Consider the following 15,890-nt stretch of genomic DNA (forward strand, 5'->3'; position numbering starts at 1 on the left):
GCCATGATGTTCGCCCACGGCAACTCGAACTGTGAAGCCCCAGAGTAGTTCGCGATCACCACGGGCACCGTGCGGTTGTCGGAGGTGAAGGTCAGGGCGAACAGGTACTCGTTCCAGGCGTTGATGAAGGCCAGCAGTCCGGTGGTGACCAGAGCGGGACCCATCACGGGCAACAGCACTTTGAAGAGGGTTTGCAGGGGGGAAGCCCCGTCAACCATGGCGGCCTCTTCGAGTTCGTTGGGGATTTCGCGGACGAAACTGGTGAGCACCCACACCGAGAAGGGGATGGTGAAAATCAGGTAACTGAAGATCAGTCCGGTGGGGGTGTTGTACATGTTGAACTCGCGGATCAGGGTGAACAGGCCCGAGAGGACGGCGATCTGGGGGAACATGGAAACGGCAAGGATGATGTAGAGGATCACGGACTTGCCTTTGAACTTGAACTTGCCGAGGGCGTAAGCGGCGAAAGCACCGATGAGCAGGGAGATCAGCACGCTGCCGACGGCGACGATGACGCTCATCAGGAGGCCTCTGGAGAAGGCAGGGTACTGGAAGACACCGATGTAGTTGTCCAAAGTCCATTCGGCGGCGATGAATTGTGCGGGTGGGAGGAAGATGTCACTGGCCTTTTTGAGGCTGGTGATGACGGCCCACACGAAGGGGAACAGCAGGTAGACGGCGATGATGGCCAGCAGCAGGTAGAACAACACCGTTTGCAGCACCGGGGTTTTTCGGATGTGTTGTTTGCTCTGCACGGATCGGATGGTCATGGGTCACCTCGGGGACAGCAGAGATGGGCTTAAGCTCAATCGAAACGCACACGCAGGGTGGTCACATAAATCACGGTGAACACCATGATCAACAGGAAAATGAACACCGAAGCTGCGCTGCCATACCCGAGAAGCTGGTTGTCGATCAGGTTGAGGCGTGCATAGGCGGTCATGGAAGCTTCGGCGGCTTTGTTGGGTCCCATCATGACGTACATCACGTCGAAGACACGCAGGGCATCGAGGGTGCGGAACACCAGAGCCACCATCAATGCAGGTTTCAAGAGAGGCAAAGTGATTTTCCAGAACTGGGTCCACTTGCTGGCGCCGTCCACATCTGCCGCCTCGTAAAGGTCATTTGGAATGATCGAAAGACCAGCCATCAACATCAGGGCCATGAAAGGGGTGGTTTTCCAGACATCCACGGCCACGATCGCCCAGACAGCAGAATTGGTGTCTGCCAGAACAGCTCCAAATTGGGTGCCGAGCAAACCGAAAGAATCGTTGTACATGAACGCCCACATCTGTGCAGAAACCACAGTGGGGATGGCCCAGGGCACCAGCATGGCGGTCCGCATGAAAGTGCGCCCCTTGAATTTGGCATTGATCACCAGAGCGATGATCAGGCCCAGCACCGTTTCGAGCCCCACCGAAACCACGGTGAATTTCAGGGTGTTCCAGACGGCAGCCCACCATTTGGGATCTTGCAGCAACCCGAGGGCCACACCATCTTCGGTGGTGAACCAGTAGTTGCCCAGACCAATCCATTTGGCGCTGGAGGGATCAGAGATGTTGGACTCGGTGAAACTGAAAAAGAAGGTTTTGTAAAGAGGATATCCTGCCACCAGTGCGATGGCCACCAGTGCCGGAATCAGGAACAGAAACGCGGTCTGGGCACGGGCGGCCTGCACCCCCCGACGGGAGGTGCCCGAGGTCTTTGCTGCGGTGTTCGTCATGCTCACCCTCCTGGGATCAATGAAATCATGAGACGGTTCTTCCGAAGCGATAGGGATGTGTGGTGCTTTTTCAGTCTAGCAGTCTTGTCTGGATTCTTCACCCACTGCCAGCGAAGCCAACCTCTGTCCGCAGGTTGAGTGGTGCAGGTTTTATGGAAATGTTTCATTTTTCACTGAGGATGGAGGGGAAATTTCATGAAGAGACAGATGAGTTCAATGATAAAAACCATCATGATCTGCATGAAGCAAAAACAGAAACGGTATCTGTTAAATGAAGAAATTTATGAAAACACACAGGGTTTTATAAATTGGAAACATCTTGATTACAACCTTAACAGTTGGGAAAAACTGTAGTGAAACTGAAGAATGCGGTGTATTCTGTAAAGTGCAATGTTGAAAGCGCGTTCCAACAACAACAACACCTACAAAGTGGGCGATGAAGTCATCGTCTACCCCAGTCTTTCCCATCCCCAGCCTCTCTTTCGCAAAGACACCATCCGTGAAGTGACCTCGGAGGGTTTTGTGACCTGGTCTGGGCTGGCCTTCAATGGAAAATGCATCAGCCAGGATGGCAAGCTGAAATTTGCCCGCTGGCAAAAGCACCACCAGACCTATGTCAACAACCCCACCTATGCTCTGAATGTTCGCCGTACCATGAGCATGTTCACCATCTTCAGTGTTTCTTTCCTGACCCTGGCTACCATTTCCAAATTCACAGAACTGCTCAATCAATTGTCTTTTTGACACTTTGTGTCAGCATGCTGCATCTGCCCTTCAACTTTGCCCCAAATCTTCACTTTTTTACCGGACCGTTCAGGTCCGGTTTTCATTTTGGTTTGCCGGTTGACTGCTGGGAATTCCGGAAAAGGGACAGATTTCGATGGCATTTTCCGGGCACAATGAAGCTGTTGCTTGCTGACCCCTTCGCTCATCTGCTCTCCAGAAAGGAAGCTGAACGCTTGATGCTTGAAAACCACAGAAAGGCCCCTCAATTGCGATCAGCTAGTCAATTGGTCGCACACACAATTGATAGCATTTGTATACTATGAGCGTGGCAACCCTTCTTCAAAACCCCGTTCAGGCCACTTCAGTGTGGACGGAACTTCAACATGCCGCACAGCAGCTTTCTGAAAAGGAACCCGTGCTCAGGACGTTGCTGCATCAGGTGATCCAAACACCTGAAACCCTTCAGGAAGGGCTCAGTGTGCTTCTGGCCCGCAAGCTTGGCACTCTGGATGTCCCTTTTGATGTCCTGAAGCCCGAGTTTCAGGCGGTGCTCTCTGATGCACAGGTGCTGGAAGGGGTGCTGGCAGACCTGCTGGCCATCCGCCAGAGGGACCCTGCCGTGAAAGACCTGCTGACCCCTTTTCTGTTCTTCAAAGGGTTTCATGCCCTGCAAGCCCACCGCATTGCCCACACCTTTTGGAATGCAGGAAGGCAAGCTGTTGCGCTTTTTGTGCAAAGTCAGGTTTCTTTGCAGTTCGCCATTGACATCCATCCTGCAGCCCAACTCGGGAAGGGCATTTTGATGGACCACGGCACAGGCATCGTGATTGGCGAAACCGCTGTGGTGGAGGACAACGTTTCCATGCTCCACAACGTCACCCTTGGCGGAACGGGCAAAGAGTGCTGTGACCGCCACCCCAAGATCCGCTCGGGTGTACTCATCGGTGCAGGTGCCACCATTCTGGGCAACATCGAAATTGGCAGAGACGCCAAAATCGCTGCGGGCAGTGTGGTGGTCAAACCCGTGCATGCGCACACCACCGTGGCCGGGGTGCCTGCCAAAGTGGTGGCCCGCAATGTGAAATTCACCCCTGCCCTGCAGATGGACCATGAATTTGACATCCACATCTGAGCCTTCAAGCTTTGTTTGATTTCTGCCCACCGGGCTTCTCAAGGAGGAACAAGTGAACATTTACGACGACAATTCGCTGACCATCGGGCACACCCCTCTGGTGCGCCTCAAACGCATTGGCAATGGAAACATTTATGCCAAGCTGGAAGCCCGCAACCCTGCTGGAAGTGTGAAGTGCCGCATTGGTGCCAACATGATCTGGGATGCCGAGGAACGTGAGATCCTGAAGCCCGGCATGACCCTTGTGGAGCCCACCAGTGGCAACACCGGCATCGGTCTTGCCTTTGTGGCCGCTGCCAGAGGTTACCCCATCATCCTGACCATGCCTGCCAGCATGAGCCTTGAGCGCCGCAAGGTCCTCAAAGCTCTGGGTGCCGAACTGGTGCTCACCGAGCCTCCCAAGGGCATGAAAGGGGCCATTGCCAAAGCACAGGAAATCGTGGACAGCAATCCCGAGAAATACCTGCTGCTGCAGCAGTTCGAGAACCCCGCCAACCCTGCCATCCACGAAAAAACCACCGGTCCTGAAATCTGGGACGACACCGAAGGCAAAATCGATGTTTTTGTGGGTGGCGTGGGCACCGGAGGAACCATCACCGGGGTCAGCCGTTACATCAAGAAAACCCAGGGCAAAGCCATCACCACGGTTGCCGTTGAGCCAGTCAACAGCCCCATCATCACCCAGACCCTGAACGGAGAAGAACCCAAACCCAGCCCCCACAAAATTCAGGGGATTGGTGCAGGCTTCATCCCCAAAAACCTTGATCTCAGTCTGGTGGACCGTGTGGAAACCGTGACCGATCAGGAAGCCATCGACATGGCCCGTCGCCTGATGCAACAAGAAGGCATCATGTGCGGCATTTCCTGTGGTGCTGCTGTGGCTGCTGCTGTGCGTGTCTCTGAGCAACCCGAGTTCCAGGACAAGATGATTGTGGTGGTGCTCCCTGACTCTGGAGAGCGTTACCTGTCCAGCATCCTGTTCGATGGCATCTTCACCGATCAAGAACTGGTTCAATAAAACCAGTTTGTTCAAGAAAAAAAGCACCTTTTAGAGGTGCTTTTTTTCATCGCATTCAGCTGTATACAATTTTAGAAATAAAAGTTACAATCCTGACTGCATGTGGTCTGGATTTCAGGCTCTGGTTCTGGGAAAAAGCAACCAGAAAAGGATATCTTTGAACACGCAGGAGGATGAACATGAACAAAACGACCTTGATGCTGGCCCTTGCAGCCACAACCACCCTGACCGGTTGTGGGCTGTTTCAACAACCTCAACCTCGACCCCAGGAAAATTACCAGAGTCAGATTTTTCGCCCTGCAGATTTCAAGCAGGGACAGGTGACCGTGACCCTCAAAAACCTCGCCAGCAATGAGGGTGTGGCCGTCATTCCAGTGAATGCCCTGCAACCTGACGCCACCGATGGGTTCACCTATCAACTTCAGGTGAACAATGTGGCTTCTCCAGTGCCCACCCAGGCTCTGGTTGCAGAAAGCCAGAGCCAGCAGCTTCGAACCGAAATGGACAGGCAGCATCACCAATTCATGGAGCAACAACAAAACCTGTTGAAGAAGATTCAGCAAAAGGGCATCCAGCCCCTTTCGGCACAGAAGCAGGGTTTGAATGGTTGTCCTGTGACCCAAGTGGGACAGACCTGCAACTACTGGGTGTTTGCTGAAAACGATCAGGTGCAAGTGAAAACCACTTTGCGACATGTTTCCGCCCATGCCTACTGGTTTGTGGACCAGCAGGACGCAAAAGACCTGACCGACGCAGAATTGGCTGAATTTGCCCGTGTTTTTGAAGAGAAATTGTACAAAGTGGACACCCAGTATTTTGGAACCCCTGCCGACATTGATGGAAACGGCAAGATCAAAATTGTGTTCTCCAGAGAAGTTGGGAAAAGTGCTTTTGGATATGTGTACGGTGTGGATTGGTATCCTGATGCAGACATCTTCGAAGCTTACGGGGTGCACTCAAATGAAGGAGACATTTTTTACTCGGCCACCCCATCTTCTTTCTTGCCGGACATCACCAGAGAAAGCATGCTCAATTACGACCTTCCTTCCACACTGGTGCATGAATTGAAGCACTTGATCTCTGGGGGGCAGCGGTTTGTGCAGGATCTTCCAGATGAAGAAAGCTGGATCGAAGAAGCCAGTGCAGTGTCGGCTGAGGAACTGTCGGGTTATGGAACGCAGATGGGATCGTATGCCAGAAACATGTCTGCCAGAGGTTTGCTTTCCCCTCAAAATGTGAGGGTTTACCTGTCAGATGGTCAGGCTGGAGATGAGTCGTCCAATTTCTACGGTTACAACTTCCTGTTCATGTGGCGTCAAGCAGAATTGGTGGGTCACAACAATTTCTGGCGCAAGTGGTCCGTCAACAACACCAACGGAAAGGCCAATCTGGAGAAAGTCACAGGCAAACCCTTTGATGAACAGATGCTGGACTTTGCACAGGTGTTGATGTTCAGCAACTCAGGGATCACCAGCACATTTGACTACAAGGGTTTGAATCTGCGAGAGGGTCTGAAGGCGGATCCCAACCGTCCTGGCAGCTTCAGTCCTCTGGGCTACCGTCCTTTGAAATCCCTGAAAGACACTGCCCGCTCCATGGCTTACTATGTGGGACGCGGTCAAAACAAAGATGCCACCATCACCCTGAAAACCAGTTTCCAATCCCCTTATCTGGTGGTGGTCCGTTTCAAAGGTGAGTTGCCCTGGGGACCTGCCAACACCCTTGCAGGGACCGTCAATGTTCCTGCTGGAAAGAGCACAGCAGGATTGACTTTGACCGCCTGTCTGCTGGACAACGGCCAGTGTTTGGACGATTCTCCCAAACGCACCGTGAAGGTGTTTCAGAAAGGGGAGCAAGCCACGTTCAGCCTGACCGGGTTGCGTGATGGCACATACACACTGGAAGCCACTCTGGATGCCAACAACAATGGCCAACCAGATGCAGGCGAACTGTACGGTTGTGTCAAAGAGGGAGAGAACTGTGCCCAACTGTCCCTGTCCAGAGATGATCTGGTTTTGAATGTTCAGCCCTGGTCTGCACCGCTGAAGTGACCTCTGGCCATGCAACTGGAAATGCAAAAAGAACACCCCGTTTGGGGTGTTCTCTTGTTTTGGATGTTCAGGAAACCAGAATGGCCTGCACATCAAGGGTCAGTTTCACATCTTTGCCGACCAGGACGCCACCGAATTCCAGAGCAGCGTTCCAGGTGATGTTCCACTCTTCACGGTTGATGGTGGTGGTGGCCTCAGCGGCAATGCGGGTGTTGCCCCAGGGGTCTTTGCCTGTGGAGGTGGTTTCGGCTTTCAGGGCAACAGGTTTGGTGATGCCATTGATGGTCAGGTTGCCATGGATGGTGTAGTTCTGGTCCCCGGTTTGTTCAATGCTGGTGCTCTGGAAGGTCAGCTCTTTGCTGCTCTCTGCATTGAAAAAATCTGCACTGCGCAGGTGACCGTCACGCTGGGCATCGCCGGTGTCCACGCTGGCTGCTTCGATGGTGACGCTGACGTTGGTGGGGCGGTGCTGGTCATCGGTTTCGATGGTGCCCTGATAGGTTTTGAAGCTGCCGCGAACGGTGGAGATCATCATGTGTTTGACGGCGAATCCGATCTGGCTGTGGCTGGGATCAATGTTCCATTGCATGCTCTGGCTCCTTGTGGTGCTGAAGTGGTGGGGCGCAGGGGTGGTGCACCTGCTTATGGTTCAATCTTAAACAATCTGCTTTAAAAAAAATAGTGTTAAAGAATACATAGTGATTGAAATCCTGAAGTTCGAGCGTGGTGTGGTCAAACCCTTCCGTGGACAAGCATGGCCTTTCTTTGAAGCCTTGTGTTCGTTCGACCTGCCTTGCAGAAACAACCAGAGGTCTAGAGGGGTCCAGTTTTTTCAAAATTTTCATGGCGAATTTGAAACATCAGCTTCACGGTGGCTCGGGTGAAGAATGCTGTCTTTTGTCTTTCTGGAACACCTTTTCAGCCTGATGTTCTTTTGGAACACCCACAGGTTTTTGCAAAAGGATTTCAAGTGTTTGACAGGGCTTTGACAAGAAAGTTGCGTCTAGAAAAAGGCTTTTCAAGATGGATGTGCTAGAGAAGGTCTGATCCTTTGACGGCGCTTTCAACAGCCTTTAGACTGGTGGAAACACCAACTCCAGTTCTTCCCAGAGGTCCCCATGAAACAGGCCATCGGCATCATTGGCGCAGGCAACATCTCCAGCATTTACCTCGAAAACGCTGCACGTTTTCACAACACCCGGGTGCAGGCCATTGCAGACCTCAATCTGGACCGTGCCAGAGCACAGGCAGAAAAATATGGCGTTCCAGAAGTGCTTTCTGTGGAAGAACTCTTGAACCACCCTGACATTGTGGCGGTGGTGAACCTGACCATTCCGGCTGCCCACGCAGACATTGCACTGCAAGCGGTGCGGGCTGGCAAGCATGTCTACAATGAAAAGCCCCTCAGCATCCGGTTGGAAGAGGCACAACAGCTTTTGCATGAAGCCACAGAACGCGGTCTCAGGGTCGGTTGTGCACCAGACACCTTTCTGGGTGGAGGCTTGCAAAATGCCCGCAAACTGCTCGATGAAGGCGCCATTGGTGAAGTGATTGGATTCCATGCTGCCATGCTTTCCAGAGGACCAGAGCGTTGGCATCCCGATCCCGAATTTTTTTATCAACCCGGAGCAGGCCCCCTCTTTGACATGGGGCCGTATTACCTGACCGCCATTGCTGCCCTGCTTGGACCTGTGGCCAGTGTGAGTGGATTTTCGCGGGCCAGTTTCCCTGAACGCACCATTGGAAACGGTGCAAAGCAAGGCCAGAGCATTCAGGTGAACACCCCCACCCACGTCACGGCCAGTTTGCAATTGCACTCTGGAGTGATTGGCACCCTGACCACCAGCTTTGACACCCACTGGGACAAGTACGACACGCTGGTGCTGTACGGATCTGAAGGCACTCTGGTGTTGCCGGATCCCAACAGCTTTGGTGGGGTGACCCGACTCTGGAAAGACGGCCAGTGGACCGAAATCCAACCTGAGCATGGTTTGACCCAGAATTCCCGTGGTGTGGGTCTCAGTGACATGCTGGAAGCCCATGCAGCCCAGCGTTCTCACCGTGCCAGTGGTGAACTTGCCTACCATGTGCTGGAAACCATGCATGCCATCTTGAACAGCAGTGAGAAACGTTGTGCCATTGCTTTGACCTCTGCTCCAGAGCGTCCTGAATCCCTGACCATCGATCAAAGCAAGGGCATGTTGGATTGAGCTGCATGTTTGAACCATCAAAAGAGGAGACCTGACATGAAATATGGACTGCAATGCTGGACCATCCGCGATGAACTGCAAAAAGACTACGAAGGTGCCCTGCGCAAAGTCGCAGAAATGGGTTTTCAGGGGGTCGAACTGTTTGGACAGATTCCGGGCGCTACACACATCAAAGCTGTCCTCGATGAGGTGGGACTGCAGGTGGTGGGCCGTCACACCGGTTTGGATGACCTGAAAAACCGCCTGCCAGAGTTGATCGAGGAATGCAAAACTTTGGGAACCAATTACCTGACCTGTGCATGGTCCAAAGCCACGGAAGAACAGTCCTGGCAATACATTCAGACGGTCTTGACCGAGACCGCCCAGCAACTTCACCCCCATGGTCTCGTGCTGCAATACCACAACCATGACCACGAACTGCTGGAAGAGCACGAGGGTCAGAAAGTGCTGGATTTCCTGTTGAAAGCCCAACATGTGAAACCAGAGCTGGATGTGGCATGGCTGCATGCAGGAGGGGTTTCTCCTGTGGCATACATGCAAAAGCATGCAGGAAACATCCCGCTTTTGCACCTCAAAGATGTGAAGCCTAAACCTGAAGGCGGTTGGCAAACCGTGGAACTCGGAGCAGGTGAAGTCCCTCTGGCAGACATCCTGGCCTTTGCTCCAGAGGCAGGCGTAGAGTGGATGCTGGTCGAGCAGGACAACTGTGAAGGCTCTGCATGGGACAGTTTGCAGAAGTCTCTGGAGCACCTCAAGTCACAAGGTGCACTGTAAGGGTTTCTGTTGGATTGGGTGGCCTTGTTCACGCAAGGTCACTTTTTTCTTGATGGGATGCTCAGAAAAAACATGTTGTTTCTCAAGTTTTTGCTTTTCTGGATGTGATATTTCACCTGAAAAGCGTGTGTGGGTGCAAGAAAACTTGAATTGATGAAGAATCCTTTATATTTTCACAGTAAGAAAACACCCCATTGCACGGCTTTGAGCCTGCACAGGCAAAAACAATGTGAGCAACATGGGCAAAATCGATAAATGCTGTATTTAAGCGGAAAAAACCCGAGGGGTGTACATTGACTCTCGAGGTAATTGAACATGCGCAAACTCCTTTCTCTTTTGATCCTGGCAAGTGTGGGCAGTGCGATGGCTGCCAACGAAAATTGGTTCTCTGTGGGTGCTGGACTCGACCGTGTGGGCGACCAGAACCGTGTCTCGGGTGAATTCGGACTGCGGGCCAAAGATGTTGCCGATTTCGGGGGCGTGACCCTCAACACCCGCATCAACGGCAATGTTTACAGTGTGGGCAATGCCACCGCCTTCAACATGAACGGTGACCTGTTGTTCAACGTTTACACCGACGCTGTGTACGGCACCCGTGTTTACATTGGCCCCAGAGGCAGCCTCACCACCGTGGGCGGAACCACCGTGGGCAGTGCAGGTCTGGTTTCAGGCATTGCCTTCACCACCGCCGATCAGGCTTTTGACTACTTCATTGAAGGGTCTTACGACCGCTTCTTCACAGGTGGCGGTACCAACGTGTGGGGCCTGAAAACCGGAGGTACGTACCACGTAAATGCGGGTCTGGACGTTTACGGTGATGTGGGTGTGAATGTGGCCAACACTGCTGCTTTTGGTGGCGGTCTGGGCGTGCGGGCCGATCTGGGCAACAACGTCTGGTTCTTCACCGAAGCCAACTATGGCAAGCTGAACCAGATGTACACTGGCAGCGGTTTCGGTGGCAAAGTCGGCGTGACCTTCAAGTTCTGACCTTCAAACCCTCCTCAACCAGAGTGGAACAGGCACCTTGCAAAAGGTGTCTGTTTTGATGTGGTGTTGCTGGTGAGCATGGGGTGGTACAGCAGGGGTGACATCTGCCCCTCTGGATGTCGATGTCTGTCACTTAAGAATTTCATCTCCGTGCTATAAAGTGTTCGTTATGTTTGATTGGATCAAGGCAGCAATCATGGGCGTGGTGGAAGGCATCACCGAATTTTTACCGATCTCCTCCACAGGGCACCTGATTGTCACTTCAGACCTGCTGAAATTTACAGGCAGCAACACCTTCGAGATTGTGATTCAGCTGGGTGGTGTGCTGGCTGTGTTGTGTTTTTACTTCCGTGACATCCTCAAGCAAGCGCAGGGAATCACCTCCTCCAGAGAAGTGCAGCGTTTCTGGCTCGGGATCATCATTGCGGTGATTCCTGCCGTTTCCATTGCCTTTCTGTTTCAAGACCAGATTCAAAAGTACCTGTTCAACTCCACCACAGTGGCCATCTCGCTGATTGTAGGGGGCATTGTGCTCTGGATCATCGAGTCCTATCCCAGACGTGAAATCACTCGTGAGACCACCGACATCAGTCTCAAACAGGCCCTGATTGTGGGGCTGGCCCAGATCTGCTCTTTGATTCCTGGGGTGTCCAGAAGTGCCAGCACCATCATGGGTGGGATGCTTGCAGGCATGAGCCGTTCCGCAGCCACCGGTTTCAGTTTCTACCTGTCCATGCCTGTTCTGGGAGGGGCATCCATTTATTCCTTGCTCAAGGACATGGACAACCTTGGAGACCATGGCATGACCAACATCGTGATTGGTCTGGTGGTGTCTTTTGTGACCAGTTTGCTGGCAATTGGCTGGCTTTTGAAGTTCATCTCCAAAAACAACTTCAAAGGATTTGCCATTTACCGCATCATTGCGGGCATTGTGATTTTGATTCTGGTGTACACCGGGGTGATTTCCAATGTCCGGGCGTAAGAACCCCGCCTCGCTGTCGCTTTCCTCCCCTCTTGAGGGGAGGATGGATCCCGCCTCGCTGTCGCTTTCTTCGCAAAAAGAAGTCTTGTACATTCTGGGCATCGACACGAGTTGCGATGACACAGGAGTGGGCATCGTGCGTGTTCAGAACGGGGTTCCAGAGGTGCTGGCCAATGCCCTCTGGTCCCAGAAGGTGCACCGCCAGTATGGTGGGGTCATGCCCGAGGTGGCTTCCCGTGAGCACGTGGAGCGCATTGATGCGATTCTGGAAGATGCCCTGGTTCAGGCTGGAATCTCGCTGTCAGACATCACTGCGGTTGCTGCCACCCGAGGACCCGGCTTGGTGGGTGCCTTGCTGGTCGGTTTGACCTATGGCAAAGGATTGGCGCAGGGTCTGGGTGTGCCATTTTATGCCATGCACCATCTGGAAGGCCACATTCAGGCCGCAGTGTCCGAACATCCTGATTTGCCGTTTCCCCATCTGGCTCTGGTGGTCTCTGGAGGGCACACCCACCTGTTCAAGGTCAATGCTCCCGGCCAGTATGAACTGGTGGGAGCCACCCGCGATGATGCTGCCGGAGAGGCTTTTGACAAAGTGGCCCGCATGCTGGGTCTGGGTTACCCCGGAGGACCTGCCATCAGCAAAGCCGCTGAAAGGGGAGACCCCAGAGGGGTCGAATTGCCCCGTCCTCTGCTGGGTCAGAAGGCTTTTGATTTTTCTTTCTCTGGCATCAAAACCGCCTGTCTGCTGGCCGTCAAAGCGGGTGTGAATCCCGAGAATCTGGCGGCCAGTTTTCAATTCCGGGTGGTGGAGTCTCTGGTTCAGACCACCAAAAGGGCAGCCAAAGCTCTGGGCATCCGGCATGTGGTGGTTTCTGGTGGAGTTGCTGCAAATCGGGCACTGCGTGAAGCTTTTGGCCAGAGTGGTTTGCGAAGTCACTTTCCTCCCATGCACCTCAACACCGATAATGGAGCGATGATTGCCCTTGCAGCAGTCAAAAAAGCCCTGAAAGGTGAACAGCATAGCGATTGGGAATCGGAAGCAGAAGCGTATTTGCCGCTGGTTCAGGCAGCTCACTGATTTTTAAAGTATTCTGCAAGAACAGACGTGAGGTGGGACTGAGCAATCCTTTGTGTGCCAGTGCGGGTGAGAATCCTGCCAGAGAAGTAAAGTTGATACGGGTACGCGCAGATCTATTGCGTGCTAAGATGGGTGACATGCTGGATTCACCCATGGAAGCCGTTGTGGTATCAACGGTGGTATCAACGACCCACCCATGTTCAGAATCTGTTCAGGTAACATCAGGTGTCACCCTTGAGGCCCTGCCCAGCACAGACACAAAACCATTCCGGTCTCTCGGAAAGCGCCAAAACCGCGCTTGCACCGAAACGAGTATAGTGAGGCGATCATGTTTGCACTTTTGAAGAAGGCTTTCGACAACAACAAACGCGACGTTGCGCGCCTGCGCAAAACCGTCGTTGACCCGGTCAATGCCATGGAAGCAGAAATGGAAAAAGTCACCGATCTGGCTGCAGAGTTCATGAAACTGCGTGCACAGGTCCAGAGCGGTGAAAAGAACCTCGATCAGGTGCTGGTGCCCGGCTTTGCCCTGATCCGTGAAGCGGCCAAACGCTCCATTGGCAAACGCCACTACGATGTGCAGCTCATCGGGGGTGCCTCCCTCCACCAGGGCCGCATCGCCGAGATGAAAACCGGTGAGGGCAAGACGCTGGTGGCCACCCTTGCACTGGCCCTCAATGCTCTGGAAGGACGCGGAGCCCACCTCGTCACCACCAACGATTACCTTGCCAAAGTGGGTGCCGAGGAGATGGGCCTGGTGTACCGCACTTTAGGCCTGACTGTCGGCCTGATCCAGCACGACATGCAACCTCCTCAGCGGCGTGCTGCTTACGCTTGCGACATCACCTACGTCACCAACAGCGAGCTGGGCTTCGATTACCTGCGTGACAACATGGCGCAGGGACCCGATCAACTGGTGCTCCGTGCAGACCACCCTGTGAACTTTGCTATCGTCGACGAAGTGGATTCCATCCTCATCGACGAGGCCCGGACCCCTCTGATCATTTCGGGTGCCACCGAAAAAGCCACCGACCAGTACTACGTGATCTCCAAACTGGTCAAACGCCTGACCCGAGGAGAGCCCATCGAGCCCGGTGTGCGCACCGAACCCACCGGAGATTACACCGTCGAAGAAAAATCCAAGGGTGTGCACCTCACCGAGGCGGGCATCAACCGCATTGAACAGATGCTCTCCATCGACAACCTGTACAGCCCCGATCACATGCAGAAAGCCCACATGATCGTGCAGGCCCTGCGTGCCAAAGACCTGTACTTCCGCGAAAAAGACTACATCGTTGGCCCCAACGAAAAAGGCGAACTCGAAGTGGTCATCGTGGATGAATTCACCGGACGCCAGATGCCCGGACGCCGTTACGGAGAAGGCCTCCACCAGGCCATCGAAGCCAAAGAGGGCGTGCCGATCCAGAACGAAAACCAGACACTGGCCACCATCACCTACCAGAACTTCTTCCGTCTGTACACCAAGTTCTCGGGCATGACCGGAACGGCCAAAACCGAAGAAAAAGAGTTCCTCGACATTTACGGCTCTGACGTTCTGGTGATCCCCACCAACTTGCCTGTGATCCGCAAAGACCACGACGATCTGGTGTACCGCACCAAAGCGGGCAAATATGCAGCCGTTGTCGATGAAATCGTCGAGCGCCACCAGAGTGGTCAACCTTTGCTGGTCGGTACCGCCAGCATCGAGACCAGTGAGCACCTGTCCAAGTTGCTCTCTGAACCACAGCAGTACGGCGAATTTGTCAATCAACTGGCCAACATGCTGCTGGCCAAAGTGGAGAAAAACGAAGGCCTCACCGCCAAACTCAAAGAGATGTTCAAAGGCCTCAGGAGAGAAGAACTCGAAACCCTGCGCCCTGAGATTCCCAAAAATGCTCTGGAGGTTTTTGACCTGTTCGTCAAGCGCCTCAAAACCCTTGAAGGTCTGGCCAGAGGCATCAAACACCAGGTGCTGAACGCCAAATACCACGAGAGTGAAGCCAACATCATCGCTCAGGCAGGCCGTCTGGGGGCTGTGACCATCGCCACCAACATGGCCGGTCGTGGTACGGACATCATGCTCGGGGGCAACGCAGAGTTCATCGCTGGTGACCTTGTTGAGCAGATCAGCCTGTCCCGTTACCAGCCTGAAATCGAGACCTTCATCAAGGCCATCATCCGCAAAGACCCCAATGCGCGTGAAATGGGTCAAAAAGCTGGAGTGCACCCCAAAATCATCGAGCGCATTGAAAAGGCCCGAGACCAGATCGAGGCAGACCGCCAGAAAGTCAAAGAACTCGGGGGCTTGCACATCATCGGCACCGAGCGCCACGAATCCCGCCGCATCGACAACCAGTTGCGCGGACGTGCAGGCCGTCAGGGGGACCCTGGTTCCAGCAAATTTTTCGTGTCCTTTGAAGACGACCTGATGCGCCTTTTCGCCAATGACCGCGTGCTGGCCATGCTGGACCGCATCGGCATGGACGACACCCAGCCCATCGCTGCAGGCATGGTGACTGGAGCCATCGAGCGTGCACAGGGCCGTGTGGAAGAACGCAACTTTGCCATCCGCAAACAACTGCTGGAATTCGACAACGTCCTTGGCAAGCAGCGTGAAGTGATTTACGCCCAGCGCCGTGAAGTGCTGCTCGGGGAAGACACCCAGATCGAAGAGAGCATCGAAGGCATGATCGGCGATTACGTGGAAAGTGCCATGTACACCCACGCCCCAGAGAACATCAGCCCTGAAGATTGGGACATGGGCAGGCTCAAAACCGAACTCGAAGAGCACATCCCTGCCTTTGCAGACTTTGATTTTGAGGCCCTCAAAGGCAACACCGTAGACGAATGTCACCACAAAATGTTGGAATTTGCCGCCGACTCCCACGACAAACGCAAAGAAGAACTGGGCAACGCCCTTTACATGGGTGTTGGCCGCTATGTGCTGCTGCAAAACGTGGACCAGTACTGGAAAGAGCACCTGCATGCCATGGAAGTGTTGCGTCAGGGCATCTTCCTGCGTGGTTATGGTCAGCGCGATCCCTTCCAGGAGTACAAATTTGAGGGCACCAAGATGTTCAACGAAATGATCGACACCCTCAAAGGTGAAGTCACCAAGTTCATGTTCCGTTTGCAGGTCAATCAGGGCTCTGAAGCCTGAGGCAACCCCTCAGCAGGTTGCAAAATCCAACATCAAACGACTTCCC

14 protein-coding genes are annotated in these 15,890 nt (G+C 53.6%); 10 read left to right on the plus strand and 4 right to left on the minus strand.

The window, feature by feature from the left end; all coding sequences use genetic code 11:
• Both Q371_RS09930 and Q371_RS09935 read right to left on the minus strand, forming a co-directional pair.
• Positions 1–770 (minus strand): carbohydrate ABC transporter permease (locus tag Q371_RS09930; protein ID WP_034339695.1); only part of this gene is annotated, 770 nt, incomplete at its 3' end.
• A gap of 35 nt (positions 771–805) precedes the next feature.
• On the minus strand, positions 806–1,723 hold the full coding sequence (locus Q371_RS09935; protein WP_034339698.1) for a carbohydrate ABC transporter permease: 918 nt from the start codon (positions 1,721–1,723) through the stop codon (positions 806–808).
• Between the two features lie 390 nt (positions 1,724–2,113).
• Here Q371_RS09935 and Q371_RS09940 point away from each other — a divergent pair, with 390 nt between their 5' ends.
• The gene (locus Q371_RS09940; RefSeq protein WP_034339701.1) at positions 2,114–2,467 is read left to right on the plus strand and encodes a hypothetical protein; all 354 of its coding nucleotides are present in this window, start codon (positions 2,114–2,116) and stop codon (positions 2,465–2,467) included.
• Here Q371_RS09940 and Q371_RS27535 read toward each other — a convergent pair.
• Positions 2,452–2,655 (minus strand): hypothetical protein, encoded by a 204-nt coding sequence (locus Q371_RS27535; RefSeq protein WP_034339704.1) that lies wholly within the window; start codon positions 2,653–2,655, stop codon positions 2,452–2,454. The genes Q371_RS09940 and Q371_RS27535 overlap by 16 nt on opposite strands.
• Positions 2,656–2,774: 119 nt before the next feature.
• Here Q371_RS27535 and cysE point away from each other — a divergent pair, with 119 nt between their 5' ends.
• The 3 genes from cysE to Q371_RS09960 all read left to right on the plus strand — a co-directional run bounded on the left by cysE (position 2,775) and on the right by Q371_RS09960 (position 6,650).
• Positions 2,775–3,581 carry a serine O-acetyltransferase gene (gene cysE / locus Q371_RS09950; RefSeq protein ID WP_211253829.1) on the plus strand — a complete coding sequence of 269 codons (807 nt, stop codon included), beginning with the start codon at positions 2,775–2,777 and terminating at the stop codon, positions 3,579–3,581.
• A gap of 52 nt (positions 3,582–3,633) precedes the next feature.
• Positions 3,634–4,599 (plus strand): cysteine synthase A, encoded by a 966-nt coding sequence (cysK, locus tag Q371_RS09955; protein ID WP_034339712.1) that lies wholly within the window; start codon positions 3,634–3,636, stop codon positions 4,597–4,599.
• 179 nt (positions 4,600–4,778) lie between these two features.
• Positions 4,779–6,650: a hypothetical protein gene (locus Q371_RS09960; RefSeq protein ID WP_157442628.1), complete on the plus strand. Its 1,872-nt coding sequence runs from the start codon at positions 4,779–4,781 to the stop codon at positions 6,648–6,650.
• A gap of 67 nt (positions 6,651–6,717) precedes the next feature.
• On the opposite strand, the gene Q371_RS09965 is transcribed toward Q371_RS09960, so the two are convergent.
• On the minus strand, positions 6,718–7,239 hold the full coding sequence (locus tag Q371_RS09965; RefSeq protein WP_034339718.1) for a YceI family protein: 522 nt from the start codon (positions 7,237–7,239) through the stop codon (positions 6,718–6,720).
• 529 nt (positions 7,240–7,768) lie between these two features.
• Here Q371_RS09965 and Q371_RS09970 point away from each other — a divergent pair.
• The 6 genes from Q371_RS09970 (at position 7,769) to secA (ending at position 15,844) form a co-directional block, all read left to right on the plus strand.
• Positions 7,769–8,860 (plus strand): Gfo/Idh/MocA family protein, encoded by a 1,092-nt coding sequence (locus Q371_RS09970; RefSeq protein WP_034339721.1) that lies wholly within the window; start codon positions 7,769–7,771, stop codon positions 8,858–8,860.
• A gap of 36 nt (positions 8,861–8,896) precedes the next feature.
• Positions 8,897–9,634, plus strand: a complete 738-nt coding sequence (locus Q371_RS09975) for a sugar phosphate isomerase/epimerase family protein (protein ID WP_034339723.1) — start codon at positions 8,897–8,899, stop codon at positions 9,632–9,634.
• 315 nt (positions 9,635–9,949) lie between these two features.
• Complete coding sequence (locus Q371_RS09980; protein WP_034339726.1) at positions 9,950–10,621, plus strand: hypothetical protein; 672 nt, start codon at positions 9,950–9,952, stop codon at positions 10,619–10,621.
• A gap of 169 nt (positions 10,622–10,790) precedes the next feature.
• Entirely contained in the window at positions 10,791–11,603 is an 813-nt protein-coding gene (locus Q371_RS09985) for an undecaprenyl-diphosphate phosphatase (protein WP_034339728.1), read from the plus strand.
• A 43-nt stretch (positions 11,604–11,646) separates the two neighbouring features.
• Positions 11,647–12,684: a tRNA (adenosine(37)-N6)-threonylcarbamoyltransferase complex transferase subunit TsaD gene (gene tsaD / locus Q371_RS09990; RefSeq protein ID WP_051963997.1), complete on the plus strand. Its 1,038-nt coding sequence runs from the start codon at positions 11,647–11,649 to the stop codon at positions 12,682–12,684.
• Between the two features lie 328 nt (positions 12,685–13,012).
• Positions 13,013–15,844: a preprotein translocase subunit SecA gene (gene secA, locus Q371_RS27880; RefSeq protein ID WP_034339730.1), complete on the plus strand. Its 2,832-nt coding sequence runs from the start codon at positions 13,013–13,015 to the stop codon at positions 15,842–15,844.
• Positions 15,845–15,890: the final 46 nt, after the last annotated feature.

It is taken from the genome of Deinococcus misasensis DSM 22328 (assembly GCF_000745915.1).
Taxonomy (GTDB): Bacteria; Deinococcota; Deinococci; order Deinococcales; family Deinococcaceae; genus Deinococcus_C; species Deinococcus_C misasensis.

Bases quoted from the DNA above. Each gene is read 5' to 3' on its own strand.
- Q371_RS09935 (WP_034339698.1), bottom strand. From the start codon at position 1,723: ATGACGAACACCGCAGCAAAGACCTCGGGCACCTCCCGTCGGGGGGTG.
- Q371_RS09940 (WP_034339701.1), top strand. From the start codon at position 2,114: ATGTTGAAAGCGCGTTCCAACAACAACAACACCTACAAAGTGGGCGAT.
- Q371_RS27535 (WP_034339704.1), bottom strand. From the start codon at position 2,655: ATGAGCGAAGGGGTCAGCAAGCAACAGCTTCATTGTGCCCGGAAAATG.
- Q371_RS09960 (WP_157442628.1), top strand. From the start codon at position 4,779: ATGAACAAAACGACCTTGATGCTGGCCCTTGCAGCCACAACCACCCTG.
- Q371_RS09965 (WP_034339718.1), bottom strand. From the start codon at position 7,239: ATGCAATGGAACATTGATCCCAGCCACAGCCAGATCGGATTCGCCGTC.
- Q371_RS09970 (WP_034339721.1), top strand. From the start codon at position 7,769: ATGAAACAGGCCATCGGCATCATTGGCGCAGGCAACATCTCCAGCATT.
- Q371_RS09975 (WP_034339723.1), top strand. From the start codon at position 8,897: ATGAAATATGGACTGCAATGCTGGACCATCCGCGATGAACTGCAAAAA.
- Q371_RS09980 (WP_034339726.1), top strand. From the start codon at position 9,950: ATGCGCAAACTCCTTTCTCTTTTGATCCTGGCAAGTGTGGGCAGTGCG.
- Q371_RS09985 (WP_034339728.1), top strand. From the start codon at position 10,791: ATGTTTGATTGGATCAAGGCAGCAATCATGGGCGTGGTGGAAGGCATC.
- tsaD (WP_051963997.1), top strand. From the start codon at position 11,647: ATGGATCCCGCCTCGCTGTCGCTTTCTTCGCAAAAAGAAGTCTTGTAC.
- secA (WP_034339730.1), top strand. From the start codon at position 13,013: ATGTTTGCACTTTTGAAGAAGGCTTTCGACAACAACAAACGCGACGTT.